Annotated in this window: 20 protein-coding genes and 1 pseudogene; 13 read left to right on the forward strand and 8 right to left on the reverse strand. The window is 47.2% G+C overall.

Features of this window, described 5'->3' with window-relative positions:
* Positions 1 to 122 (forward strand): annotated as a pseudogene (locus KHS78_RS18980) (IS1595 family transposase); the annotation flags it as partial.
* 321 nt (positions 123 to 443) lie between these two features.
* Here KHS78_RS18980 and KHS78_RS18985 read toward each other — a convergent pair.
* The gene (locus KHS78_RS18985; RefSeq protein ID WP_211830320.1) at positions 444 to 2,300 is read right to left on the reverse strand and encodes an ankyrin repeat domain-containing protein; all 1,857 of its coding nucleotides are present in this window, start codon (positions 2,298 to 2,300) and stop codon (positions 444 to 446) included.
* Positions 2,301 to 3,096: 796 nt separating this feature from the next.
* Between KHS78_RS18985 and KHS78_RS18990 the strand changes: the two genes are divergently transcribed.
* The 6 genes from KHS78_RS18990 to KHS78_RS19015 all read left to right on the forward strand — a co-directional run bounded on the left by KHS78_RS18990 (position 3,097) and on the right by KHS78_RS19015 (position 10,941).
* A complete protein-coding gene (locus KHS78_RS18990; RefSeq protein ID WP_211830322.1) occupies positions 3,097 to 3,651 on the forward strand; it encodes an RBBP9/YdeN family alpha/beta hydrolase in 555 nt (184 codons plus the stop codon).
* A gap of 156 nt (positions 3,652 to 3,807) precedes the next feature.
* Positions 3,808 to 5,040 (forward strand): BaiN/RdsA family NAD(P)/FAD-dependent oxidoreductase, encoded by a 1,233-nt coding sequence (locus KHS78_RS18995; protein ID WP_211830325.1) that lies wholly within the window; start codon positions 3,808 to 3,810, stop codon positions 5,038 to 5,040.
* A gap of 91 nt (positions 5,041 to 5,131) precedes the next feature.
* Positions 5,132 to 6,052 carry a DNA-binding transcriptional regulator DsdC gene (dsdC, locus tag KHS78_RS19000; protein ID WP_211830327.1) on the forward strand — a complete coding sequence of 307 codons (921 nt, stop codon included), beginning with the start codon at positions 5,132 to 5,134 and terminating at the stop codon, positions 6,050 to 6,052.
* 177 nt (positions 6,053 to 6,229) lie between these two features.
* The gene (locus KHS78_RS19005; RefSeq protein WP_211830329.1) at positions 6,230 to 7,630 is read left to right on the forward strand and encodes an ankyrin repeat domain-containing protein; all 1,401 of its coding nucleotides are present in this window, start codon (positions 6,230 to 6,232) and stop codon (positions 7,628 to 7,630) included.
* A gap of 442 nt (positions 7,631 to 8,072) precedes the next feature.
* A complete protein-coding gene (locus tag KHS78_RS19010; RefSeq protein ID WP_211830330.1) occupies positions 8,073 to 8,867 on the forward strand; it encodes a CARD domain-containing protein in 795 nt (264 codons plus the stop codon).
* A gap of 337 nt (positions 8,868 to 9,204) precedes the next feature.
* Entirely contained in the window at positions 9,205 to 10,941 is a 1,737-nt protein-coding gene (locus KHS78_RS19015) for an ankyrin repeat domain-containing protein (RefSeq protein WP_211830331.1), read from the forward strand.
* A 1-nt stretch (position 10,942) separates the two neighbouring features.
* On the opposite strand, the gene dsdA is transcribed toward KHS78_RS19015, so the two are convergent.
* Together dsdA and KHS78_RS19025 are read right to left on the reverse strand one after the other, a co-directional pair.
* On the reverse strand, positions 10,943 to 12,298 hold the full coding sequence (gene dsdA, locus KHS78_RS19020; RefSeq protein ID WP_211830332.1) for a D-serine ammonia-lyase: 1,356 nt from the start codon (positions 12,296 to 12,298) through the stop codon (positions 10,943 to 10,945).
* A 79-nt stretch (positions 12,299 to 12,377) separates the two neighbouring features.
* On the reverse strand, positions 12,378 to 13,730 hold the full coding sequence (locus KHS78_RS19025; RefSeq protein ID WP_211830333.1) for a GntP family permease: 1,353 nt from the start codon (positions 13,728 to 13,730) through the stop codon (positions 12,378 to 12,380).
* A 344-nt stretch (positions 13,731 to 14,074) separates the two neighbouring features.
* Between KHS78_RS19025 and KHS78_RS19030 the strand changes: the two genes are divergently transcribed.
* From KHS78_RS19030 to KHS78_RS19040, 3 genes are all read left to right on the forward strand, one after another.
* Complete coding sequence (locus KHS78_RS19030; protein ID WP_211830334.1) at positions 14,075 to 16,126, forward strand: hypothetical protein; 2,052 nt, start codon at positions 14,075 to 14,077, stop codon at positions 16,124 to 16,126.
* 233 nt (positions 16,127 to 16,359) lie between these two features.
* Positions 16,360 to 18,459 (forward strand): ankyrin repeat domain-containing protein, encoded by a 2,100-nt coding sequence (locus tag KHS78_RS19035; RefSeq protein WP_211830335.1) that lies wholly within the window; start codon positions 16,360 to 16,362, stop codon positions 18,457 to 18,459.
* Positions 18,460 to 18,811: 352 nt separating this feature from the next.
* The gene (locus KHS78_RS19040; protein WP_211830337.1) at positions 18,812 to 19,849 is read left to right on the forward strand and encodes an RICIN domain-containing protein; all 1,038 of its coding nucleotides are present in this window, start codon (positions 18,812 to 18,814) and stop codon (positions 19,847 to 19,849) included.
* Between the two features lie 100 nt (positions 19,850 to 19,949).
* Here the strand turns inward: KHS78_RS19040 and KHS78_RS19045 are convergent, their stop codons facing one another.
* Both KHS78_RS19045 and KHS78_RS19050 read right to left on the reverse strand, forming a co-directional pair.
* Entirely contained in the window at positions 19,950 to 20,756 is an 807-nt protein-coding gene (locus tag KHS78_RS19045; RefSeq protein WP_211830339.1) for an ABC transporter permease, read from the reverse strand.
* Positions 20,749 to 21,450 carry an ABC transporter ATP-binding protein gene (locus KHS78_RS19050; RefSeq protein ID WP_211830341.1) on the reverse strand — a complete coding sequence of 234 codons (702 nt, stop codon included), beginning with the start codon at positions 21,448 to 21,450 and terminating at the stop codon, positions 20,749 to 20,751. The genes KHS78_RS19045 and KHS78_RS19050 overlap by 8 nt, the downstream gene beginning before the upstream one ends.
* A 54-nt stretch (positions 21,451 to 21,504) precedes the next feature.
* Here KHS78_RS19050 and KHS78_RS19055 point away from each other — a divergent pair, with 54 nt between their 5' ends.
* The 3 genes from KHS78_RS19055 (at position 21,505) to KHS78_RS19065 (ending at position 22,822) form a co-directional block, all read left to right on the forward strand.
* Positions 21,505 to 21,813, forward strand: a complete 309-nt coding sequence (locus KHS78_RS19055; protein ID WP_211830342.1) for a PadR family transcriptional regulator — start codon at positions 21,505 to 21,507, stop codon at positions 21,811 to 21,813.
* A gap of 87 nt (positions 21,814 to 21,900) precedes the next feature.
* Positions 21,901 to 22,407, forward strand: a complete 507-nt coding sequence (locus KHS78_RS19060; protein WP_211830343.1) for an ImmA/IrrE family metallo-endopeptidase — start codon at positions 21,901 to 21,903, stop codon at positions 22,405 to 22,407.
* Between the two features lie 46 nt (positions 22,408 to 22,453).
* Entirely contained in the window at positions 22,454 to 22,822 is a 369-nt protein-coding gene (locus KHS78_RS19065) for a hypothetical protein (protein WP_211830344.1), read from the forward strand.
* 117 nt (positions 22,823 to 22,939) lie between these two features.
* On the opposite strand, the gene KHS78_RS19070 is transcribed toward KHS78_RS19065, so the two are convergent.
* The 3 genes from KHS78_RS19070 to KHS78_RS19080 form a co-directional block, all read right to left on the reverse strand.
* Positions 22,940 to 23,560, reverse strand: coding sequence for a hypothetical protein (locus KHS78_RS19070; protein WP_211830345.1), 621 nt, complete (start codon positions 23,558 to 23,560; stop codon positions 22,940 to 22,942).
* Positions 23,561 to 23,806: 246 nt separating this feature from the next.
* Entirely contained in the window at positions 23,807 to 24,196 is a 390-nt protein-coding gene (locus KHS78_RS19075; protein ID WP_343216942.1) for a DUF2721 domain-containing protein, read from the reverse strand.
* 121 nt (positions 24,197 to 24,317) lie between these two features.
* On the reverse strand, positions 24,318 to 25,790 hold the full coding sequence (locus KHS78_RS19080) for a DUF945 family protein (RefSeq protein WP_211830347.1): 1,473 nt from the start codon (positions 25,788 to 25,790) through the stop codon (positions 24,318 to 24,320).
* Between the last annotated feature and the right edge of the window lie 271 nt (positions 25,791 to 26,061).

Below are 26,061 nucleotides of genomic sequence, written 5' to 3' on the forward strand. Positions count from 1 at the left end.
ACTGTTATCGATTTAACCGGCGCTTTGATTTGAAGGCGATGGTATCAAGGCTGGGTTACATGGCTGCGCGAACCTGCCCCATGCCAGCAAGGCTTCTCAAGCTGGCTGAGCCACAGTGGTAATCAGGTATATTTATCTCAGTCTTGTCATGAGGTGTATCCAGCGTGTGATCATAGCGTTTGACGCTGGTGTAATGTGGCTGCAGACTCGCTTTCTCGTGATCCGGAAGTCTTATCGATAACACATCGAAAGATATGTATCTGAAGGAATTTTGTGACAGAGGGATCTTGTACTTTTCATGTTGCTGTTCATTTTATCAGCTAGCGGTCGTGTAAGTAGGTTCTTAATTATCTACGACCTTTAATCCCCTTGATACTGAATTTTTTCACTCTATCATCCACGTTCTGTGGGCGATAATAATTAGATTGCTTTTGCACAGCTACTTATTCATGAGGATTTTTGAACTTTAGAAAGTCTTTGAAATTTGTGGGTGCATCTAAAGTTTGATGCTGTGGATCTTCCCAGTTAGGCACTGTTAATTGATCTATCATACTATCCACCGATACATGGTATCCCATGGTGTATCTTATGACACTTCGACATTGATGAGATAATAACTGTGACATCGGAAAAGCATTGGTTTGAGGTGGGTTGGAAAGTATATTGACGATGCCTTCATTAGTGAATTCGATCGATTCATCGAAAGATTCGCCGTTCAACTCATTGTTTGATTCTAAGATATCTAGCAGTGTTTGATTTTTTTTATCGACATAATTGGTTCTTGCTCCAGCTTTTACCAGTGCTTTGATAATTTCTTCCTGCTTTTTCGCTTGTTGAAAATATTCATCTCTGATAGTTAGACTCATTGCTGAAGCAGCCTTTCTCTGATTACCCGTTAAATTAGAGACAGCTGCGTGTAATGGTGTATCTTCGTCTTCCGTTCCTTCGTTTCCGGTCAGGTTTACATGTGCATCTCGATCAATAAGCATGCAGGCACATTCTGTCATTCCCATAGAAACAGCAAAATGTAATGCTGTATCTCCACGATCTGCACGAATATTTATATTGGTGTTGTGATCAAGAAGTATACAGGCAATATCTGTAAGCCCATCACGCGCCGCAATATGTAAAGCTGCAATGCCTGTATGATCTTGAGCATCAACATCGGCACCTCTTTCAAGAAAATCTTTAACTGATTGATTGCATCCTTCTTTAGTTGCAATCATTAATGGCGTGGTATCTTGATAATCCATTGTATTTACATTATCCCCTGTCTTACAAACAAGGTAATGAATGATCTTTATTAAATGGCCTTCAATAGCTAATTGAAGCGGAGTGACACCTGTGTCGTTTTCCCTTGTTATATCTGCTCCTGATCTGACAAGAAGATCAACAAAATTAAGTTTTCTTGTTCTAACGGCAGTATGTAAAGCTGTTTCTCTTTCGCTCCCGGATTTATTTACATCAGCACTATAGTGTATTAGTAATCTAGCCATCGTAAAATGTCCGTACTTAATGGCAATCTGTAAAGGCGTGTTTTTTTCACGTCCTGTCTTGTTTAAATCAGCACCATGCTGAATCAGTAACTCAGCAATTTCAAGGTTATCAGTGCTGGCAGCATGGTATAGTGGTGTATGGTTGCCGAATATGAGTACGTTTACATCGGCGCCGTGTTCAATGAGCGCTTTTGCAAGTCTTGTATTATTTAATAAAAGAGCAATGTCCAGAGGCCTAAGCTCCTTATATTGATCACTGTCAGTGATTCGTTTGATATCTCTCCATTGTTCCCATTTCGTTATTTGTTCTGTAAAGCCTGTTTCTTCTCCGGGTAGTCCCCCATGGACTCTTACTGCTTCCTCTGTAGCAAAATGTATTTGATTATTTATGTAGACGCCTCTTTTGATGAGATCAATTAGCGTGTTCGTGTATTCAAACGAATTTATTTTAGCTATGTCATAATAAAATATATTATCTTCGTGAGATTCACCGACTAGCCTGTCATGAAGCTCTTGTGTATTAATCTGAGCTGTTGGGGTTGTTGCCCAGTGATATGCCGATCTACATAGCTGAGGCGCCTTATAATACGCGGAGATGATGTAATGGGAGGCTACGCGATCACAATATAATATTGCTTGAATAAGTCGTGTATCAGGTGTTCTTGGTTTGCTGGATTCTACTGGTGTGACAGATGCTACTGTAATGGTTGGGTTTACTGCCGTTATTGATCCAGCAGGTGCTAGAGGTGTTTTTGGCACTCCGATTGTTAGCAATGCCTGGGGTTGGATTGGTGTTAATAGCATATAAAACATCCTTGTTTTTGATACATATGGTGACTTTAAGATCGCTAGTTTAAATAGAAGTTCCTTAAATCCATATTTCAGGTACAACGCTGTGTGTCTAGATAGCTCGATAGTGCCTACAGAACCTTGTGGCCGGTAGTCATACTTGAATGATGGAGGCTGATTTGTCTTGTCTATATAACTCAATTGTTAGTTTGGCTAACGGCAGATGCTTCAGCTCCATGGGCGGATCAGCGACGATAGTGCCTCAACCTGTTTTGTATACGGAGCCTGGTCATCATTGGGTGCTTTTCTGTCGCAAATCCGCCTGTTTCAGGTATAAGATCAAGTGTTTCTAGCCAACCAGTGTAGCGTTAGCGCTATGTCTCGCTGGTGTGCTCAATACGGCAGTCTTACTGGCAGATTTATTGATTTGCTCGCCCTGAAGATTTCCTTTTTTTCTCATCCGCTCTGTAACAGAATCATGATCGAAAACAGGTCAGCAAAAAGAGTCGCAGCGATGTTGAAATCTTTATCAATGGTTGCTTTGGTGGGTCTCGTGGTCAGCGGATGCGCCACTGTCGGGCAGCAAGTGTGTGAGAAACCACGTCCTGAAGTGTGTACTTTTCAATATGATCCTGTCTGTGCACAGACAAAGACAAGGCAGCAGAGATCAGAAAGCAATGCCTGTTCCGCCTGTTCTAATCCTGACGTTGTCAGCTATAAGATGGGTGAGTGTCCGTTGCCGTAATGGCGTTTCCGGGTAATGTGAGCGGCGTTTGCTGTTGGTGGGTGAGGCTAACGCAGGAGTTGTACTGTGAAGGTTATCTTTATACATGGTAATGGCGGTTGTACGGCGGATATGCACTGGTATCCGCAGGTGGCTGAGTCCTTTGTGCAGCAAGGCATAGAGGTGGTACGAACGACCTTTCCTGACAATGACATTGCCCACCAGTCAATCTGGTTGCCGTTTCTTCGTAATGACCTGCAGGCCGGTGAGGACACTATTCTCATTGGGCATTCGTCCGGCGCCATCGCGGCGATGCGCTTTGCAGAACAGTTTCCCATCATCGGCTCGGTCATCGTTGCCGCGTACCATACGGATCTTGGCATGGAGGATGAGCGGGAAGGCGGCTGGTTTGATACGCCGTGGGACTGGGAATCCATTCGCCGGAATCAGCAGTGGATCATCCAATATGCGTCTGTCGATGATCCGTTTATCCCTATCGCTGAAGCCCGCCATGTTCATGAGCAGTTGCAGACGGAATATTACGAATATACTGATCAGAATCATTTTGGTGGCGGCGGCAAGCGTAAAACCCGGTTCCCGGAACTGGCGAATGCAGTGCTGGAGAAATGGGGTATTCAGTAATGTTGTCTGAATTGCTGCTTCAATAAGGGGGGTATCTGTTCCTGACAGCCGTATCAGCAGGGTGAATTACGCATTGGTTCTGCAGGAAGCACTGGTTTATAGTGCGCGGCACAATAAGACCGCTTCACTTGCTTAACGACCAGGATCCTCATCATCATGCCGCTTTCCCAACCCCTGTTACCTGACTACGACGTCATTATTATCGGTGCAGGCGCGGCAGGACTGATGTGTGCGCTGACAGCCGGGCAGCGGGGGCGTAAGGTACTGATCCTCGATCACGCCAATAAGATTGGCAAGAAGATCCTGATCTCCGGTGGTGGTCGCTGTAACTTCACCAATCTCTATGCCGAGCCGGCGAATTACCTGTCTGAAAATCGGCACTTCTGCATTTCCGCCCTGCGACGCTATACCCAATGGGATTTTCAGTCGCTGGTGGATAAGTATGGTATTGCCTGGCACGAGAAAACCCTTGGCCAGTTATTCTGCGATAACCGGTCCAGTGATATTGTGAATCTGCTGGTGTCAGAATGCCGGGATGCGGGTGTCACTATCCGGTTAAAAACGCACGTCGAGACCATTAAGCCTGTTGCTGATCATGAGACACAGCGTTATTGCATCGATAGCTCTATCGGACAGTTCCATTGTCAGTCCCTGGTGATTGCGACGGGTGGTTTGTCGTTTCCCACCATGGGTGCCACAGGCTTGGGATACGACATTGCCCACCAGTTTGAACACCCGTTGGTACCGCGCCGTCCTGGACTGGTGCCGTTTACCATGCCGGCAGCCTGGTTGCGTCGGTTTGGTGAACTGGCGGGTGTCAGTGCTGAAGTGGTGGCAAGCTGTGGCAATCAATCCTTCAGGGAAAAACTGCTGTTTACCCACCGGGGCGTCAGTGGGCCTGCGATTCTGCAGATTTCATCTTACTGGAAAGAGGGTGAGACCGTCTCGATCAACTGGTTGCCAGGGGTTGATATAGAGTCCTGGTTGCGCACCCAGCAGCAGGAACGCCCGAAAGCGGAGACCCGAACGGTGTTATCCGAATACCTGACCCGTCGTCTGGCGCTGATTCTCTGTGAAAATGGCAACCTGCGTCGTTTGACCGACAAGGGGCATAAACCGATGAATCAGTACAGTGATGAAGAACTGAAGGCGCTGGCCGCCAGCCTGGAAAACTGGTCGTTAACGCCCTCTGGCACGGAAGGCTATAAGAAGGCGGAAGTGACCCTTGGCGGTGTAGCGACTGATGATGTTTCCTCCAAGACACTGGAAAGTCAGCGGCAGCCGGGCCTGTTTTTTGTTGGAGAAGTACTGGATGTGACAGGTCACCTGGGCGGTTTCAATTTTCAATGGGCCTGGGCATCCGGACATTGTGCCGGGCAGTATGTATAACCCAGCGTGCTAAACGTCACCTGATGCGTATTCTACCGGCGTCCACAAATCGTTTGTCCATTGAACCGATGATGTTTCCGGAGACGGGCTTATGAGCGGCAGCCTGCTCGGTTACCTGCATACTTTTGAATGTGCTTCCCGCCACCTGAGTTTTACCCTGGCGGCGGAAGAACTCTGTCTGACGCCTAGTGCCGTCAGCCATCGAATCAAAAAGCTTGAAAAGCAATTGGGGTTTGACCTGTTCAGGCGCTATCCCCGGCGGTTGCAATTGAGTAATGAAGGTGAGCGACTCTACCGGGTCTTGTCGGGTTCCTTGCAGGATATTCAGGGTGAAATCCAGCAGATCCGAAACAATGAACTCAGTGGTGCACTGATCATCTTTGCCCGGCCCAGTATCACTCAGTGTTGGCTGGCGCCCCGGTTGCCGGACTTTCATGCTGAATACCCTGCTATCACCCTTGATATCCGCACCGGCAATGAAGATATTGATTTCCGCGTCCAGCCGGTGGATGTCGCACTGTATTACACCGGGGATGATTATCCGGGACTGCACCGTACCTGGATCATGGAAGAGTCATTGTTTCCCGTCTGTACGCCTGAGTATGCGGCGCGTTATCAGCTGTTGGAAAACCCGCAAAACCTCAGAGACTGCCTGTTGCTCCATGATGCAAGAGCGTGGCCCCACGCGGCGCATGACTCTGAATGGGCGTTGTGGGCAAAAGCCAGCGGTTTCGGTGATATCAGCGAGATACCGGGTTTCACCTTTGATTGTTCAGACCTTGCCGTGACAACCGCACTGAATGCTGGTGGCATCGCGATGGGAAGACGACAGTTGGTACAAAAACGGCTGGATCGCGGTGAGCTGGTGGCGCCGTTTGGTGGAATGCAGGTGAAATCTCCGCACCAGTATTATGCGCTGTCGCAACCGTGGCGGATTAATGAACCAAAAATCAGGGCGTTCACGGAATGGTTGTTAAAGCAGGTCAGGGAAATCGAGCACCCTGGTTATTAAGACATACACCTGGTAATCAGTAGCATGTCTTTTGATATACGATTTAACGTCAGGTCGTGGAGGTTGTTACTGGTATTTGGCGTACTGGTTACACATCATTATACCTTTAATGGAATTTCGTGTTGTTGTCAGGGTCAATATGAATAATGGCAATACTTACGAACGGTAATGCGAATTATGATCAGGCAAACATTAGCGTCCTTCTTGCAATGCGTGCCGCAAGAAGAATATGAGTTCTCAGACCCTGCATGCACTATCAGATCATTCAGCTTTACATCTACCGTAACCTTGCAACTCAATTATACGTCTACCGAAGGCCTGCAACTTAATGTATCTCCTGCCAGCATCCATTACTTTGAACGCAAAATTAGAGTTGTTAAACAAACTAGAGCAATTGAAATTAATGATTACGTTAATAACCATGGGCAAACGTTACTGTATGAGGTGATACGTTCTAGTCAGCTACGGGAGTATGAAAATCTGATGAATGGTCTCGCTGCTGAACGTTTTAATTTTAACATTAACAGAATTGATAATAATGGTGATTCCATACTACATGTGGCTGCCATAGACAGGGATGTTCCACCTATCTTTATCCGTTTGTTGATCAAAGATGGTGCCTACATGGAACAGCCGAATAGGAAAGGGTTTACGTCATTGGCGTGTGCCATTACATCGAATAATTTTGCTGCTGCCAGGGCGTTGATTGATGCAGGAGCGGATACAAAATGCGTTACACGTAATAAAAAATATACACTTTTGCATCTGGCAGCCCTGAGTGGCTCCTGTCAGGCTGTACAGTTTGTAATGACTGCATGCCGTATACCCATTGATGAGAGGGATGAGGAGGGGCAGACTGCATTGAGTAGAGCGGCTGGACACAGTGACGGGAAGATAGTCCGCACATTGCTTGGGTTTGGTGCCGCTGTAAATGCAAGGAGCAAAGGGCTTGCTACACCGTTGCTTTTTGCGAGTTCTAATCAAAAATCCAATACATTGAATACCTTTGAGGCACTACTGTCAGCTGGCGCTGACACAGATAATGTAATATACAATGCAGAATTTTCCCCACTAGGTAACGTAGTAACAGCAGTTTTCCCGGAGGCTGTTCAATTGCTACTGCAATATGGCGCCGATATCAATGTAAAGGATGGCATGAACTATACACCATTGCATAGCGCGTTGGAGATATTAGGGAATTCTGAAGATAGAACGCGTCATGGAAGACGACTTATAGAAAACCTAATCTTGTTGTTGGAGGCGGATGCGAGTATTGATATACCTGGTGGCCAGAACATGCAGACAGTACGACAACAGCTTCCAATGCTGGTAGAAAATCTGCAGGGACAAGGGATAGCCGTAGATATGATGGAGGAAATCAAGAGCCTGTTAAATTACACAAAAGAACTACCCTTTCCCCTTAAAAGCCTATGTCGAATTTTTATACGTGGCCATATCAAAGCAAAGCGTAGAGATGACCAGACATTCAAATATATAACTGAAAAACTTCCTTTACCCGGTGAGATTGTTTCTTTTATTCAATGTCAGCCAACAATTATGAAGACCACAGACCTGTGATACCTTTCAACCTTATCAGAAAATACAGTGACAGCCCGATTTTTATAAGAGTGTTATCTTTTTAGTCATACATCTTTTATTTTTCTGCGATGCAGCCGCGTCACCGATGACTGTTATTATGTATTTCTGTTACCTGTCTTGTCGATAACAGTACGTTCACCACCTTGAAGCTTTAACGGTAACAAACTGTGAAACACTCTGCTTGGATACTCACGAAAACCTGAATATAGTTGTGCACTGTATTAACTCATAAGCCTGTTCTTTAGTATTGTTTGTTAAAGCAACAATATATATCTGGAATTGGAACTTATTGCCGGTACGATGTTCTTATAAGTGAGGAGTAAGCTATACATTTCTTATGATTTAATCATTTTTTGATTTGTATGGAACTCCTTCTAATAGCTGTTTTATATTGATAAATTTTTATCAAAAGGAGAATTTTATGCAATCACGTCCCCTTCCTCCCTCATACCATCAGTCTCAGAGTCAAGGTGATTTTGATCAAAATGTACAAGCTAAAGTCGAGGAAGAATGCCGTCTAGGAGTAAAGACTATCAATGAAGTATTAGAAAAATACCAAGATTGTCGGATTCAAACAAATATCTTGCGTCGAGTCGTTACCCTGCATAATCAGAAGTTTAGGGACCACCCTGAGTATCAAGTAATGCCCTTAGGAGTATCTACTGCACCAGAGCAACCGGCACCTTTTCAGCCACAACCTGCGTATCCGCAGCAACCAATAGTAGCATCTGCACCTTACCCTGCAGGGCCGCAGGCGGCATATGCTGTAAGTCCTCAGCCAGTTTTGGCAGCAGCTAAGCCAGAGAGTCCTGTTATTAAATTTTTAACTGAAAAGCATGACGCTATAGTTTTATTATCTTACTCAAGTATTACTACTATAACAGACTCATTAAGGAACAACGGGATAATAACTACTGATGAAGCAGATAAAGCTGTTAATGAAAACAAATCCATAAGCAAAGATAAGGCTAGAGCATTGCTTTCATTGCTACGTAGTAAACTTGAAGCATGCGCATCGCTTACCGGACAATTTGAAATTTACAAGGTTTTTAAAGAATCACTGTCAAAACATTGCAGTCCATATGGCATAAGAAATTTAAATATGCCGGAATTTTCAATAACAGAAAGTCGCCCTGATGTGAGTTTGCAACAAAGATTTAAACAAATGCCTTATTCTGTTGAGGAAGAGGGTAGTGAGAAAGGTTGGAAGGAATAAGTTACCGTTGATAGCTGATAAGCGGATCAATCAGGTTTCGGTCCACTTTTTAATCATGCTGAGTCTCTATTACTGAGTATCACGCTTAATCGAGCTATGATCCTTTATGGTATATGACGGCATGAAAAGATCTCAGCAGTATACCAGCAAGTTTATTGCCTAATCCTATGCGATAGACTGGATTCAAATTCAGAGTAAAGGGTGACAATGGAAGTCGCCGACATTGTTCATTGACGTATGTAATCTCCGTAAATGATTAAATGCCTATGATGATCGGGAATAAATGACATCATAACGAGTTAAATTTTTTATTGAATTTCTAAGGAGGATTTTCCTCATGAATGGGAAACCGATTACCACTCCAGTAACGACAACCACAACTGATACAGTAACGACTTCAACAGCAGGTGCGCAAAATGGAGCAGCAGTCGGCACTTCTACATCGACTGGCGCTGGTGGTCGTGTTATATCCACTTCTTATGATCTACAAGCCTTAAATCGGTTAGTACAGGAAGTCAAAGTTGAATGGGGAATAACTGATGATGATCTTGAGAGGGAGATAGATACATCAGGGGCTCATACTCGACTTTTGCAGCATTTTGTATCGATTAACCATGTAGAGGGTGTTGAGGCTCTATTACCATGTATGTGCATAGATAAACCAGATGGTGTTAATGAGGTGTTTGGAGATGCTCAGCGCACAGTATTACATATAGCTGCCGAAAAAGGTTTTGCTTCCATCGTCAAAGCATTAATAGATGCCGGTGCTCAACAGAATATAGCTGATTGTTTAGGTCTTACCCCATTGAGGTGTGCAATCAGAGAAGGGCATTTTTCTGTTGTTAAGGTGTTGGTAGAAGGCGGGTACTTTATCAGTGATGCGCAAATAAAAGACCACAAACTAATATGGGAAGCTGTATTCTGCCAGCATCGTAAGCCTGAAATTCTCGAATGTTTACTAAAACAGCCCCATGTAAATATTAATCAGGCTGATAGTGAAGGGCGCACTATTTTTCATGAAATTGCGGAGATGGATAGTGATGTAGATGAAATGTCTGATCTGTTAATCGGGGCTGGTGCTTCTTGTAATATTGGTGACAATGAAGGAAAGCGACCATTACATCGTGCTACTACGTATGATAACCCATTAACAACAGAGGTGCTGTTGAAAGCAGGAGCAGATGTTAATGTGAAAGATAAACAACAGCAAACCCCCCTGCATAAGGCCGTTATGAAACCGTACATATCTAATGTGGCGCTGCTGCTTGCTGCTGGGGCTGACGTAAATGCACAAGATAAAAAGAGACTGACCCCTTTGCATCTTCTCAGTAAAAATATCTTGGACTCCAATGGAGCGTTATGGCGATCAATGCTGTCTCGGTCTGCACCTATGATCACTGAGTTGCTGTTGGAAAATGGTGCCAATCTGGAGCTAAAGGATAACATAGGGCGTACAGCATTACATTTGCATGTATGTACCAGTGCTCAAACCACCTCCTTACTGCTTCAATATGGCGCTGATATGGATGTATTGGATTTTGGGCAACATACGCCGTTGTATAATGCCTTAATTAAGAACGCCAACAGCACCACTGCAAGAGATATTGCTAAGTCATCGAGGGAAGCTTTTTCTTTGCTGCTAGAGGCTGGTGCAAATATCGATATTAAAGTCATGGCATTTAATGGAAATGAAGACACCGTTCGAGGTTTATTTAGTAGCCCCCAAACCAGAGACAGTATTTCAACGAATTTTACGGATGTGACATTAAAGCGAATTATGGAACATGTGGAGCTGAATCAACTCAACTTTATGAAGGTGTGTCGCCCTGCTATCAGGCGTCTACTCATAAAGTGCTCGGGTGGAAATGCCGCAGAATTCAAAGCCCGATGCAAAGCGCTTCCACTGCCTCAGGATTTAATCCGATTTATCCAATACCTGCCCGTAGAGCCTCAGGCTTCTACGAGTTCAGGACTAACGCACTACATGAGGGAGGCATGGCAGACTGTTGTCAGCACAACAGGGTGGGTATGGCAGGCTGTAACCAATATAGTTACAGCCCGCAGGATCAGTTAAATTAGTTAGCTATCTCGGTAGATAGATAATCACGTCCCTTGCGAATGTAATTGCGCATTTCTTCCATCGGCACCATGTTACCGCCGGTGGCCCAGGCGATATGGGTGGCATTGTTCAGCTGTTCTTCACTGAACGCCATGCGGGCCTTGTAGCCTTCTTCTTCGCTCAGAACGCGTGCGATACCGGGTACACCCGCCAGGGCAGACGGCTCCAGACGAATATTCTCGTGACGGTTCATCAGGGCCAGCAGGCAGTACATTTCCTCGTCGGTCACGGTGAAGTAACCATCCAGCAAGCGCTCCATGGCTTTGCCAACGAAACCGGAAGCACGGCCTACGGCGAGACCATCCGCGGCGGTGATGTTGTCGATACCGAAATCCTGAACGGAGATTTCGTCATGCAGACCGGTATAAACACCCAGCATCATGCAGGGAGAGTGGGTCGGCTCGGCAAAGATGCAGTGCACGTTATCACCGAATGCCATTTTCAGGCCGAACGCCACACCACCTGGGCCACCGCCAACGCCGCAGGGCAGGTAGACGAACAGGGGGTGGTCTTTATCCACCACAACTTCCATCTCATCCAGCTGTTTTCTCAGGCGTTCTGCAGCAACCGCATAACCGAGGAACAGGTTGGTGGAGTTTTCGTCATCGACGAAATAGCAGGTCGGATCGGATTCTGCCTGACGACGGCCTTCTTCAACGGCAATGCTGTAGTCGGATTCATATTCCACCACCTCAACGCCGTGGGCGCGCAGCATATCCTTCTTCCACTGGCGGGCATCGGCAGACATATGCACAGACGCCTTGAAGCCCAGACGGGCGCTCATGATACCGATGGAAAGCCCCAGGTTGCCGGTAGAGCCGACAGCAACAGAATACTGGCTGAAGAACTGGCGGAATTCATCAGTGGTCAGCTTGGCGTAATCGTCCTGCTCGGTCAGCAGACCGGCATTGATGGCCAGGGTTTCCGCGTGCTTGAGCACTTCATAAATGCCACCGCGGGCCTTGATGGATCCAGAGATGGGCAGCTGGCTATCGAGTTTCAGCAGCAGCTGGCCGGGCAGCTTAACGCTGTAGCGGTTTTCAATGACAGAATGCATTGCGGGTACCGCGCGTACCGGTGACTCAATGATACCGTTGGAGAATTCTGTCTCCGGGAACATGGTCTGGATAAACGGTGCAAAGCGGTCCAGGCGCGCGCTGGCGTCGTTGATATCGTCCTGATTCAGGCCCACGTAAGGCAGGGCTTCTTCCAGCGTCGTGACACCGGGGTTGAACCACTGGGTTTCCTTCAGTTCAACCATGTCCTGGATAAGCGGATGTTCGTTGATCCATTGCTCGGTGGTCTTGGTCATACTATGCCTCGTTAACCGGTTCGGTCTTCAGTTCAGTAACAGTAAAACGTTGTCGTTTGATTCAGTGCATTCAGGGGCGTCAGATCAGCACCAGCTTCAGCAGCCAGGTGGCGGCCAGGGCTGTCAGCGACAGGATGACACTGGTCTTCGGAATCAGTTTGAAGGCGGTCTCTGTCTTCATGCCGGAGCAGGAGGACACCATCCAGAAGTAGTTATCGTTGCCGTGGACGATCATGCTGGCGCCAGCGCCAAGGGCCAGCATCGCGATGATGGCGCCTTCCGGTGAGCCCAGGCCCAGTACGCCCAGCATCGGGCCGATCATGCTTGCGCCGGTCAGCAGGGTAATGCTGGCGGAGCCGATGGCGGTACGTAGTACCACGCCGATGATAAAGGGGGCCAGCAGACCGATGTTGAAACCGGCCAGCAGGCTGGTCATCACATCCTGCAGGGGCGAGGCTTTCAGCAGGCCGCCGAAACCGCCGCCGACAGCGACAATCAGGGTGATCTGGCCGGCGGTTTTCAGGGCATCGCCGAACACGCCGTCATAAGTTGCCACCTGCTTGTCTTCAGGCTTGACCCGACGGTAGGTACGAACGGCCAGCAGCAAACCAATCAGCAGGGCAACGGCCGGTTGGCCCAGAATCGTCAGACCTTCCCAAACGACGCCTTCTGTTGGCATCAGCATGCCGTAGAAGGTTTTGGTCATCATCAGCGCAAGGGGCAGCAGGATTGGCAGAAAGGCTTCCGTGGCTGATGGGCCGGATGCGTTTTCATCACTCAGCAGGGACAGGGTGTCTTCATCGACAAAATATTCATAGCGGGAATCCCGGCCAAAACGACGGGCCAGGAAGCAGCTCATGGCAATCACCGGGATCGACACCAGCATGGACAGCATGATCGCCATGCCCATATCCACACCGAGAACACCGGCAGCGGCCATGGGGCCGGCGGTAGGCGGAATCAGCTGGTTGGTGGTCAGCATGGCGAAGCTCAGGGAGAGCGCCATGGTCGCCATGCTGGTTTGGGACAGCGCACTCAGCTTGCGGGCCAGTGGCGCCAGGATCACGTAGGCGGCATCACAGAAGACAGCCAGTGACACGAAATAACCGGTCAGTGCCATACCCAGGTCGGCGTTACGGGTGCCGGTGCGCTTGAGGATAGCGCGTGCCATGGCTTCGGCACCGCCACAGTTCTGCAGCAGCATGCCGGTGATGGTGCCGATGGCGATGATCAGGCCCACGCTGGCAACGGTATCCCCCAGACCATCGAAAAAGGCGGTAAACACCTGATCCGGGTTCATACCCGAGAACAGGGAGAAAATAATGGCGGCGGCAATCAGGGCAAAGAATGGATGAATTTTTTTGAACGCGGCGGCAAATACCAGCACTGCAATACTGATAACCAGCCCGACCGGCATAATAGCCAGTGGCATAAAGGTCACTCCTGTTACCAATGCCACTCCGGCATCGGTGGTGAGATAGGTAGGTTCTTGGGAGGGCAATCTAAGGAAAGGTGTGTACAGTGACAATCGATATATTTGCAGCCCATGGATGAAAATAATTCATTCATGAGTCATGGTTGCAGACGGATGACCCGCGTTCAAATCCGCGTGAGCCTTAAACTATCGAAAGTCAGTGTGAGCATCAGTCATACTGACGCTCTGGTTATTCGAAGTCAGTGATATGCCACATGGTTGTTATTGAGAGCTGTAAGGATATCCTCTACTGTCATGAGGATATTTTTTAGTAGCTGTTTATTTAAGGAGGTTATGCAGCAGTGATCCGGTTTTTGAAACAGGGACGTAGCAGTCAACCACCTGCATATTCTGCTTCACCTAAAACATCCCAGCACATTTTCAGAAAGGTTCGTTTTGCTCATTCCGAGAGCGTGACAGGGGGGGGTGATTCATCCCGCGATTCCCGCAGAACCTTACGAGGTAGAGCAAATAGTATTGGAGCCTGCTTTACATCCTGTATTTCTTGTAAACCATGCCAACCTAAGGAGCCTGCTGGATCAAACTTTGAAGAGGATGCGAGCGAATCGGTATTGTGTCTTAAGGCTGAAGAGAGGCAAACTGAACCAGTTGATATAGAGCTACCCACAGGGAAAGGCGAGGCTGTATCAGAAGAACAGGAAAGACATGAAGTCTCAATAACCGCACAAGTTGAACGCCATCTTGAATCGATTGGAATACAAACAGAGGCTATACATGAGGATGGTTGTACATCTGACCGGTTATGCCACAGATTCCAGCAAGCTGAACGTAATGTGGCAGATACAGGCGTTCAGGCGGGAGCTGAACTAATAACTGCAGAAAAATATATACAAACAGAGAGTAAAGAGCCAACAGAGCCACCCTCCATAAAAACATCTATTGACTCGACAGAGAAATTGAAGACGCTAAGAGATCTAAGAGAGTCGGGAATGTTAGGAGAGTTAGAAAAGTTAGAGCTAAAAAAGCTTGAAAAGCTGGACAATCTAAAAAGGCTAAAAGATGAGTCTGCGTCTTTATTAGGGGGACGGTTTATTTTAATTGAGGATGAAGTCTGTATAGAGTCAGATGTGGAGATGTTAAGAAAGAAACGTGATTTCTGTGGGGAAGTCTTGGCATATGAACAAGGAGAATTAATAAAATATTTAAAACGTGATGCTAAAGATGCAAGTGATGATTTAATTGAGGACAGAAAAAAACAGTTGCGTACTTTTTATAAGGAAGCCCCAGGTAGGGTTGCTAATTTAGAGGCTGATCTAATAACAAACAAAGAAAGCTTAAAGAGGAATGATCAGGCGTTTAAGCGTCTCTATCATCAGTTGGCAAGTGGTGATTTAGAGCCGTTGTTAGAGGATATTGAAGCGGAAAACGAACAGTCTCAACCACAGGCTGTTGCCCCCTCTACGGGCAGAAACGAGACAGGCATTGCTGAATCACCTGACAGGTCTGGTTTGCCGCAAGAGGGAGCGACAGTATCGACGGCACAACCTGTGGCAGCATCATCTACAGATGTGCCGGACAACAGGAAAAAGCGAAAGGAGTTAGAGCAACTTTCAAATGAAATTGAACCGTTGGAAAGTGCAATAGCCGCCATACAAAAGGAACTTGATAAAATGTATCAAGATAAAATGCTAAGTATAACAACGTATGATGCTTACGATGAAGCATCAATGCTCACCAGTATTATTGAAGATGAACACATTGATGTAGAAACTTCCCATAAGAGGCAATGCCTGAGAAGACAACTAATTATGAAAAGTAAAGAACTAACGAAATTGCGCGAACGGCGTGCAGCTCTCAAGAGTATTCCAATAAGTGAGAAAAAGATGCTGCAAGAAAAAAATCGGAAGGTCACGTTTGATGTAACAGTCACTTCTCCAGTTACAACGGTAGTAGCTGAAACAGTAACAGAGAGCACGCAAACAGAGGGTTGTAAACAAGAAGAAAAAAACACTCAGACAGAAGAGGAGACAAAAAAAGAGCAGCAGCGTATGGAAAAACAAACATCAACCACGAGTCTGGTGATTGCAGCCAGCACCGTAGTCGATATACCAGGTCATGAGACTTCTGCTGCAAAAGGGGAAGTAGCAGGTCGCTCAAAAAGTATGTCTTCAACCGATGACGTTGGTCCATCAGGCGCAAGCACGAGTGTAATAGTCCAACCTCATAACATAGAGGATATAAGCGCGGGTCAGAGCCTGATCGCGATTGAGGTTGATACTGTGTGGGAACAGAAGGCAGCCGCATACGAAGCTGGTTATCTCGCTTCTCTCGGAACGCTGGAGGAAGGTCATCAGTACTCATTCAATTTACCTATGGATGAAAAACAAGAATAAGATCAGGACAGTATTAAAGCGCTTTTTGAGTAGATGAATCATCACAAGTATTATGATCGTAAATCGTTAGCTCAATACTGACGAGCGTTGCGTTTTCTCTGAGCCAAGCACTGCCAGTAACTCCGTTGTATGAACATATCACCTCTGTTACTGTCCAAACATTTGTTATTAATAGAGATTCAGAATGCAAGAACCTGAACCGTTTAATGTTTAGCTAAGCGAGGATTAACTGAATGGAGGTAAGAGAGACCAGAACACCTTCTCCTGTTCAACAGGAGCAACAACCATCCGCCACCGAACAGGCAGAAGCGCGATTTGCCCAGATGAGCGTACAGGAAGCCGAAACTTCTGGCCACCAAGCGGCAGTGAGATCTTCCGGTGCAAGACCGAAAGGTTCTCGATCTACCAGCCGAAAGGTGACGCAGCCTCAGGAAACACTATTGGTAGATGAAAAATCAAAAATCGCTAATCAAATAAAAAAGGCTATATCAAAGGGAGGGTTAAAATTATTTCAGGAAATTTTTAAAGAAAATAATCTGTCTCCTAACACAGCGGTGAAGTCTCCGGCAACACATGCACTTACTAGACGTATCTACTTAGCAGATGGTAGCGTAGAGAAAAGAACTATAGAGCACCCAATAGTTATTTTAGAATATATCATATTGAGGGTTGAGCCTAATAATCCTGATGAAATAAAAAATGCTGAAGCTATCGCCTGTTGGTTGATAGGTCATGGAAATATTAATTTGCACCCTGATCCTAGTTCAACACAGAGTTTGTTTCATTTAGCATTAAGTTCAAAGCTGCCAAAAACTGCCTGGAAGCTAATGCAGACAAGTGAATTTGATTATGAGTTTGTCGATCATTCAGGTTGTAAAACGATAGAATATCTCTATAACCACTATAAGGAAGAATGTGGATTGGCGATGATAGAGGCATTAATTGCCAAAGACGTAGATGTAACTCCAATCATAACAGAAAGTGTTAAAAGGGTGATTGCCCGAACGGTAGGTATAACTAAGGGAGAGCTAGGTGAGCTAGGTGTATTTTTAAATGCAGTAAATGAGATAGTTTCACTTTTAAAATCTAAAAACGCTGATTTTAGCCGTTATGTTTATAGACTGGCGAAGCCTGATTACAAGCTTGATGGGCCGATGGAATTACAACAGACGAAGGTTGATGTAAATGCAGTGCATGCATCTACAGGTCAAACGGCACTGATGTATGCTGCAAAAGATGGGGATTTGGTGGCATTGCAAACCCTTTTAGGCTGGTATGCAAACCCCGATATTCGCAATATAAAAGGGGAAAACGCGCTCATGCTGGCTGCTACAGGTGGCCATTTGGAATTGGTCACATGTTTAAGAAAGTGTTTTGTTGATATCAATACTCAAGATGGGACGGGTCAAACTGCACTCATGATGGCCGCTGCAGGAGGGCATTACAAAACGGTCGAGCAGTTATTAGTGTATCGCAGTGATGTCAAGATTCAAGATAAAGAGGGTAAAACAGCACTGGTATATGGGTGTGAAAGTAAAAGCATGCCAACGGTTATGCACCTGGTAAAAAAAGGTGCAATTATTAATCCACAAGATACCCCAATAGAAAAAAGCCCTTTATGGGTTGCCTGCTCTGTGGATGAAAACGATTTGGTCATCCGATATTTGCTGGCTAACGCCGAATTTGAAGTAGAGCCTCTGGTTCGCTATGCATTGGAACAAGCGTGTTTGACATCAAGCCGGTTAATGACAGAGCTTGTTGCTAAAGGGGCTGTTACCATTAATTGGTTGCTGGAGTACTATGATTTTGATAAAAAACTACTAATACACTACGCAATGAAGCAACGTTGTTCTACTTCAGAACAGCTAATGAAAGGCCTGATTGCTAAAGGCGGGGTAGTTGATCTCCCTGATAGATTGGCCAGATATGCAGGTCATCCCAGTAAAAATAAATATTCTTTCATGTTAGAGTGTGGTGCTGATATTAATCAGCGAAATGATAGAGGTCGTACAGCACTGATGCTTGCTGCAACTCATGGTTTGAGCACAGCTGTTGAGTATCTTCTTTATCGGAAACCGGATGTTAATATTCAATCTACTCTTGATGAGTCCGCTTTGATTTTGGTATGTAAATTCAAGCAGGAAATCCCAATGCTTGATAAGATTTTTATTGTGAAAAAGTTAATAGATGTCGGGGCAGATAAGTCTATCAAAGATAAGCATGGCAAGACTGCTTTAGATTATGCCAAAGAAAATAGTTTAGAAGAGCTTGTTAGATTACTAGATGAGAATCAAGAGACTCAGGCGAGTTCTTCTATGGAGGACGTTGATTGAAACAGCCTCAAACGCTATATCGTAAATATATGAATACTCATCCGTGGTAATTGAGATTTATCCAGGCCGCTGTTCAGACGTCATACAGGCATTTCATTGAGCATGAGAGATTCATCGATGTATGCCGCGGTATTGAGTGTACCTTTTGGAAAACTGAAACATACAGGTTGACCGCGCGTCGATTCGAAAAAGTAGCTTACAATAACAAAGGAAGGTTGGTTGCATCAGTCCTACTGTTGTTGTGGCTTGTGTGATGCATTAAAAATAATAGATATGGATTGATAGCCCTGCAGATGGTACCTGAATGAAATATAATGAACAGTTACTCTCCGTTCGTAATTATCGGGTGATAATGGTCTCCCTGCTGGTGTTGATGCTCTCTGGGTGCGTTCCCAGCTGCTCATATCATTCACCGGCTTATCTTGAGAAAAAAGCGGTTCTATCCGACAGCGACCTCGAAATAACGACCTTACTCTATAAAGAGAAACATGGGCCCAATGAGTTATTCATCAAGGATGTGTCATCAGGCGATGTTGTTCAGATAACCAGCCAGAAACAGAGGATTTCTGATTTTATTTACAACAAACACCGGCATGTCATTTATTTTGCCCGGTCTGACCGGGATGCAGATAGTAATCCTCTGGAATGGATCGGAAGGCGTATAGCGATTAATTCGCCCGGAAGGTTTTCAGGTTTCAGGGTTTACGCCATTGATTTGAAGACCCAGCCTTATCAGGCCGTCGAGATTCCTTCCCGTTACAACGGCTTTGCATCCCTGCGGTTTTTGAAATCAGGTCACAAAAATGGTGTTTACCGCTTTAAGGAAATCTATGATGACCTGTATGACATTCTGCCTGACCAGACGATAAAAAAAGTCAGGCGTATCGATGAGTTATACCCGCCTTCCCACAAGACGGCGAGCGAGTTTGAGGAGGGCACCTATATCATCGTGAATGCAGCCACTCAAACCTGTCTGGCGAAGGACGCTTATAAGAGTGCCACGGCAGATTTTGCCGAAATTCATGCCTGTGCTGAGAATGACAACCGGCAGCACTGGCACTTTGAAAAAGTCGACAATCGTTTTTACAGGCTGGTGAATCGCGCCAATCAGCGGTGTTTGGCTGCGAATGAATGGCCAATGGTTTATCTCTGGCCCTGTGAGGACAAGGGCTATGTCGAGCCACCTGAGAGCGATGTGTGTGCTTTCAGTTGCAAGAAAAAAGAGAGCCTGCACTGGAGTGTTGAACCTGTTGATGATGCCTACCGGATAATTGATGTTTTTGATGCGAGATGTTTACAGCAGGAAGAGGGAAAACTAACCAATTGGAAGAGAGAATGTTCTGGTACAGCAGGCTTGTGGAAAATAAAAAAGATAACACCAGAGCAATGATGATGATTGTTAGGTTTTTATCGTCAATACAGCGCGCGGATACTTCTAACGTATAGTGCAAAATTGGGGTGATCTGTTGAACGAGCAGATCACCCTCTGGTTATTCTGCCGTAGCACTACTGACCAATAGCGAAGGTCTCAGCAGGCCGAACCCATCGAAACCTGCCTTCAGGCTCAATATCAGGGTCAGTACTGTAGAAATCACCGTGCTGACGGCGATCCCCGCCATGATCATGACCTGATAGGCGACGGCAGTTATAGGATCCGTTCCCCCGAGAATCTGGCCGGTCATCATACCGGGCAGGTAGACAATGCCCAGGGTGGCCGTGGTGGCAATCATTGGGTTCAGCGCCGCTTTCAGCGCTTCACGGACAAAGGGTAAAGCTGCTTCCCACTGACTGGCGCCCAGCAGCAGGTCATTCATGTAACGGTCATACTGGCTGTCGATGGACTGATAGAAACGCTCCAGTGTAAGGATATTGGCCGTGAGGCAGTTACCCAGCAGCATGCCGGCCAGCGGCACCAGGTAGCGGGCGTCATACCAGGGCGTTGGTTTGACCAGCAGAAGCATGGCAGCCAGCACGATGGATGCTGCTACCAGCAGGGCGGTGAACGAGGCCGTAAACAGATGTCGTCTTGATAAACCTGCCTGTTTCACAATCAGGCTGCTGGCGACGATTAGCATGACCAGCAGCCAGCCCAGGTTTATCCACAGGTGGTTAAAGCGGAACAGAAACTCCAGGTACAGGGCTATCAGTCCCAGCTGAAACGTCATCCGTAACAGGCTGACTGAAAATTTCCGGAGGGTGTCACCCAGCTTCAACTGCCAGAGTATGGCAAACGGAATGATTAGCAGGCCGTAAAAGGCAATCAGCTGGGTGAGCGGAATCGTGGCGGCGTTATTCATGCTCAGTCACCATGGAAGAAGCGTTTGTGGCCCGTTGAGCCGTGTCGTCGAGTAACGTGCCATCCTTGACCGTGAGGCTCCGCGAGCATTGCTGAATCCAATCGGCATCATGGGAGGCGGAGATAACGGTATAGCGGCCAGACAGCAATATCTCCCTGACGGTCTGACTGGCTTCAGGGTCTAGTGCAGAGGTAGGTTCATCCGCTACCAGGATACGGCGCCCGGTCATCAGTGCGCGAATAATGGCGATACGTTGCCGCTGTCCGCCCGACAGTCGGGAGCAGGGCTGTTGAAGTAAGGTTTCATCCAGCGCGAGTTGTTGGAACCAGTCCAGCAGCGTTGTTCGGCAAAAGCACTTTGTTCGAAAACTGCGCCAGCTGAACGGCTGCTGCAAACAGTGGAGAACCGACCCATTGCCCAGGTCAGGTTGCTGCGGGATATAGGCAATAGCCGTTCGAACCCTGTCGATGGTCTGAGCCGTTATGGATTCTCCCTCCAGAAGGTACACGCCGTCTGACCACGGGTAGCCACCGAGCAGGGTTTTCAGCAAGGTACTTTTGCCGCCGCCAGAAGGGCCGCGAAACACCAGGGTTTCGCCAGGCTGGACGGTCAGTGAGATGTCATGCAGCAGTCGTTTATCCGGTGGGCCAACCGAAAGCTTCTGTAGCTGGATTGTGGCAACCGATTGCGCCATGTATGATTCCAAATTATCAATTTGCGATATCGAAATACGATATTAGAAAAGACCATGAAAGAAAAGATCCTTCGTAAGCTGTTTTTGGGTTTTATCCAGATTCACATCCTGCGGCATGCCAGTCAGGAACCCTTCTTTGGCGCCTGGCTGATGGAGCACCTGCAGGACCACGGTTACAAGATCAGTCCCGGCACGCTGTATCCGTTGCTGCACAAAATGGAAGACGACGGATTGATCGTAAAAGAAACCCGGGTGACGGAGGGGCGCCAGCGCAAGTTCTACGCCATCACAGAACTGGGTATGGAAGTATTGGAAGAAGCCAACAGCAAGATTGGCGAACTCGCCCGGAAGCTGAATGATTGATCCGCCCGTGTGGGTGGCTGGTCATCGCGACCTGAAACAGGGTAAGGTTCACCTCACGCGCTGCCGGAAATAACAAGGAATCATAAGGTGTCCGTTCAAATACAGGCAGAAGAACAACGGTATAACCGCCAGCAGATACGGGATCTGGCCACGGAGCTGCTGATCAATGTCGGTGTACGTGAACAGTTCCCGACGCCGCTGGAAGAGATTATCCATTACCTCGGTTACACCATCGAAGAGTTCGAGCCGGATGAGGACACGGATCGGGTCTCTGGGGCCGTCAATCACCGTCAGCAGACCATCTACATCAATCACCAGGATGCACCGCGTCGTCAGATGTTTACCCTGGCCCATGAAATCGGCCATATTTTTCTGCACCGTGAGTTGGAAGGCAGCCATGTTGATTACCGCGATGGCGCCATCACGCCCCGTGAGCAGGAAGCCAATCATTTTGCTGCAGAACTGTTGATGCCGGAGAACCATTTCCGACACACCTGGATGACGTGGGAAGGGGAGCCTGAGCTGGTGGCGGCGACCTATGGGGTCAGTGCTGAAGCCGTGCGGGTGCGGGCAGATATTCTCAAGCTGACATAACAGGCTTGTCAGGGATGAAACAATAATAAAAAAAGAGGTAGTCGACGTGGCGAACGATGAAGCCTTGCTGGAGCGCATCGCCTCCCGGAGCCAGAAGCGACCGGAACGTTTCGGTACGGTTAGCGAGCAGGCATTGCGGGAAACCAACCATCAGCTGCTGCTGGAGCGCATGCAGGAGATTCGCGCCCGCCGGAAGCATCGCAAGCAGTTCGACAGTAAGACGTTTACCCTGCTCCGTATTCAAGTGGTTTTCCTGGCCGGCATTATTCTTCTGCAGGGGTTCAAACCGTATGGGTTTCATCTGGATGAGTGGGTATTCGGCATTTTCGTTAATGGCAGTTTGATCTATACGTACGCCATCATTCGCTACATTGCTTCTGACTTGTTTAATGGTCGACATGACCTCCTAAAATAATTTATTCCGCCTTTTAAGGTGGAATGTTGCTAAGGAAGACCCACATTTCAGGTTGCAAATAGCAGGTTAATACTGGGAACATTGTTCCCAGTTGACAAATAATGGGTTTTAGATGAGCTATCGCCTTGTTATGGTATTTATATCTATACCGCTAACACAATCTTGACCCAAAGTATTCAGTATTGGCGGTATGCATGGCCTACTTTCATTTTCTTTCATTTGATCTATGTCTACCCATATGGGTCTGCCATTCCACAAGTTACTGCAAAAAACATAGCCGCCTGAAAATAATCCATCAGCAGTCCATGTTATGGTTAATATAAGAGGGCAGCACAAACACAGGACGGGTGTCATACAGATTTTTTGAGCTGGAGAAAGTACTTCCGAATCAATACTTCTACAAGGCATTGATAATAGCCCAACACAGAATCCACAAACAACGCCATAAATAGCACCAATCGCAGTACCAATAATAAACAATGGAATTGTTAAAAGTATTTTTGCAATGAATAGGCAATAATCTTTCGCAGAAAGATTACCCTCAAAACCATTTTCTTCAGAGCTATCGGATGTAGAACTATCGTCTGATGAAGTTTCTCTACATAATAATATTCTTTTAGGCGTATTTGATGCTGATAATGGAATTTTTCTGGATGAGGTAGAGAGGTCATCAGATCTTGTATCAAGTAGCTTAGAACCCTGTGGTATGGTGTTTAAAATTCCATGTGTGCTATCCATATTAAGTCTTCCGAAGTATGTAACGGAAATATAATGTATTTTTTACTTAATTACATATCAATAACAATATGCTTATTAACTCTAATAAATCTCTTGTATTATGTTAGGTATTTAATGGGTGAAAGTAAGTTGTGTGTTGATATAAGTATGTGGAAATTAAAAGAATAGATTTTACCTAACGCGATATTGCGAAATCATGAAGCGACATGTTACCCATAGATGTTGATGTCGCTTCAAGCTTATTGATTACTCCATTGCCCGCAACTGCAGATCCAGGGCTGCGCCGGAAATATGGATCTCCAAGGCACAGACAACCAGTGATGCCAGCAGGAACAGCAGGCAAAGTCCGAAAACCACCATTGCTGCAGCTTCCATATTCAGGAACAGCAGGAACATATCCACCACACACAGGATAAAGCTGATGATGCCGAGCTGCTGCATTTGCTTGATGTAGTTCATCCGTACACGCAGGTTGTCGATCTGTCCCGACAGGGACTTGCGCTGCGGGTTTTCTCTGAACGACTGGTGCAGGCTGCGAACCAGCGCTGCCAGCGACAGGTATTTGTTGGTATAGGCAAGAAACAGCAACGATATTGCAGGGAAAAACAGGGCGGGGGTAGTAAGCGTCAGTTCCACGGTAATTGCCTGGGCTGGATGGTACACCGATTGCAGGATCACTCTGCAGCCGGTGCGTAATTTACCATGGAATCATGATGGGCATCACTAACAGAAATGTGCGTGATGCCCGATGCTCAGGTTAGAGGCCGACAGGGAGTTCAACCGGCACATCATTGATGCTGAAAATGCCTTCCTCCAGGCGGAACATCAGCTTTCGCTCTTCCACCCAGGGTTTGCGAACCTCTTCCATCGCAGTCAGGCAGAGTTGTTTACGCGCTATGTCCACTTCCGTGTCACAGGCCATCATCAGGAAATCGCCGGAAATGGCCATTTCCTGGCACATGCTGGCCATTCGCTTAGCGTGACTGGGCGGGTTGCCGTCGGCCATGGCAGCGGCGCTGCCAAAGTGTTCACACCCCCAGCTGATCATGGAATCCGTTGCTGAGAAAGAGACAGTACTGTTGATGGCGTTCAAGGCCTGCTGGCTCATGGCCTGACTGTCCGCTTCTGTGACAGGGGGCTCGTTCAGGTATTTTGTCAGCAGGTCACCGGTATGCTGGTTGCCCTGCACGCTGAAGCCCAGGGACACACTGCCTTGCACGGTATCCAGATCAATACTGTCGATAGCGAAACGCGGCAGATGCCGGGTGAACTCGACAGCAACCGCCAGCAATTCATCACGCCCTTGCTCGGCTTCCAGTGAGTCCATGGACTGGCCAATACTGAGGAGTTTTTGCAGGGCCGGTACACTGAGGTTCTCGGCAGAGAGCTGAATCGCCAGGCTGTTGATAAACTCCTTGCCTGACGGAATGGGCGCCACGGGGATCACCACGGCGCCGGTTTCCAGCCGGGCGGTGGATGACAGCAGGTCGTTTTCCACCTGCTCATGGCTGCTGATTTTCAGGTCGGCGATTGAAAGCAGGGTCTGGACACCCATGGGCGTGACACCCGTGACGGTCAGTTCCGGTACGGTCATCAGCCACTGGTTGAAACCGTTCTCAAGCGTGAGAATCCCCTCAGAGAAATTGATACCGCCCACCTGTTCGCCACGCTCAATCATTTTCCAGTCAGCCGGTGTCAGGCTGAGGGTGGTGCCATTGCCATCCTGCATGTCACTGTCGTAAGTTGCTTGTGTGCCGGCAATCTGTAGTTGCAGATCACTCTCCGGATCCAGCGGAATACTGTATTCACCAGCTTCAACCGTCACCCGGGTTCGTCCGCCCCAGCCCTGGATGAATGTGAGTTTGCCGGGAACATCCAGCTCCATGGGCTCCTGAGTCATGGCGTAATGCAGATCCAGTGATGCCGTAGCCATATTAGGCAATGACAGAAGGGTGCCATGGTGGATGGTACCCTCAAGCGTAATACTTTCCCCGTTGAGTTCGCGCAGATCCTTACCTTCCAGGCGGGCCGTCAGCTGGGTTTCGGTATAACCCTTGTTCAATTCCAGCTGGCTGACGGTGTAGTGATTGGTATCGGCAATCGCCTGAATCTGGCGGCTGATCTGCCCGTTGATCAGCTGTCCGCTGATGGCGGGTAACAGTAGGGCGGTGGCGCCGATGACACCGGCAACCAGACCCAGTGACAAGATGCGTTTTTTTCTCTGGCTCATTGGTAATCGTTTTCCCTGAGCATGAATGAAGTCCTGAAGCACAACGGCCGGTCACGGAGGTGGAACGGTTTTCAGGTGTTGTGTTATGAATCATACACAGGAAGCCGTATAGCCTTCCACTTGTGACAGTGTATTCACCGTCACATCGCACGGCTTAGCTTTTAGTCTGTACCTGTACAAACCATGATTTCGCATCCATCGGGGGGAGCGATTCAATGACCAGCCTTTGACTCCTGTAGTCTGCTCGAAAGGGGGGAGTGGTTGAGCCGGC

This window comes from Kistimonas asteriae (assembly GCF_018263925.1).
GTDB lineage: Bacteria > Pseudomonadota > Gammaproteobacteria > Pseudomonadales > Endozoicomonadaceae > Kistimonas > Kistimonas asteriae.

Excerpts from the sequence above, each read along its gene's own strand:
- KHS78_RS18985 (WP_211830320.1), bottom strand. The coding sequence starts at position 2,300 with ATGCTATTAACACCAATCCAACCCCAGGCATTGCTAACAATCGGAGTG.
- KHS78_RS18995 (WP_211830325.1), top strand. The coding sequence starts at position 3,808 with ATGCCGCTTTCCCAACCCCTGTTACCTGACTACGACGTCATTATTATC.
- dsdC (WP_211830327.1), top strand. The coding sequence starts at position 5,132 with ATGAGCGGCAGCCTGCTCGGTTACCTGCATACTTTTGAATGTGCTTCC.
- KHS78_RS19005 (WP_211830329.1), top strand. The coding sequence starts at position 6,230 with ATGATCAGGCAAACATTAGCGTCCTTCTTGCAATGCGTGCCGCAAGAA.
- KHS78_RS19010 (WP_211830330.1), top strand. The coding sequence starts at position 8,073 with ATGCAATCACGTCCCCTTCCTCCCTCATACCATCAGTCTCAGAGTCAA.
- KHS78_RS19015 (WP_211830331.1), top strand. The coding sequence starts at position 9,205 with ATGAATGGGAAACCGATTACCACTCCAGTAACGACAACCACAACTGAT.
- dsdA (WP_211830332.1), bottom strand. The coding sequence starts at position 12,298 with ATGACCAAGACCACCGAGCAATGGATCAACGAACATCCGCTTATCCAG.
- KHS78_RS19025 (WP_211830333.1), bottom strand. The coding sequence starts at position 13,730 with ATGCCACTGGCTATTATGCCGGTCGGGCTGGTTATCAGTATTGCAGTG.
- KHS78_RS19035 (WP_211830335.1), top strand. The coding sequence starts at position 16,360 with ATGGAGGTAAGAGAGACCAGAACACCTTCTCCTGTTCAACAGGAGCAA.
- KHS78_RS19040 (WP_211830337.1), top strand. The coding sequence starts at position 18,812 with ATGGTCTCCCTGCTGGTGTTGATGCTCTCTGGGTGCGTTCCCAGCTGC.
- KHS78_RS19045 (WP_211830339.1), bottom strand. The coding sequence starts at position 20,756 with ATGAATAACGCCGCCACGATTCCGCTCACCCAGCTGATTGCCTTTTAC.
- KHS78_RS19050 (WP_211830341.1), bottom strand. The coding sequence starts at position 21,450 with ATGGCGCAATCGGTTGCCACAATCCAGCTACAGAAGCTTTCGGTTGGC.
- KHS78_RS19055 (WP_211830342.1), top strand. The coding sequence starts at position 21,505 with ATGAAAGAAAAGATCCTTCGTAAGCTGTTTTTGGGTTTTATCCAGATT.
- KHS78_RS19070 (WP_211830345.1), bottom strand. The coding sequence starts at position 23,560 with ATGGATAGCACACATGGAATTTTAAACACCATACCACAGGGTTCTAAG.
- KHS78_RS19080 (WP_211830347.1), bottom strand. The coding sequence starts at position 25,790 with ATGAGCCAGAGAAAAAAACGCATCTTGTCACTGGGTCTGGTTGCCGGT.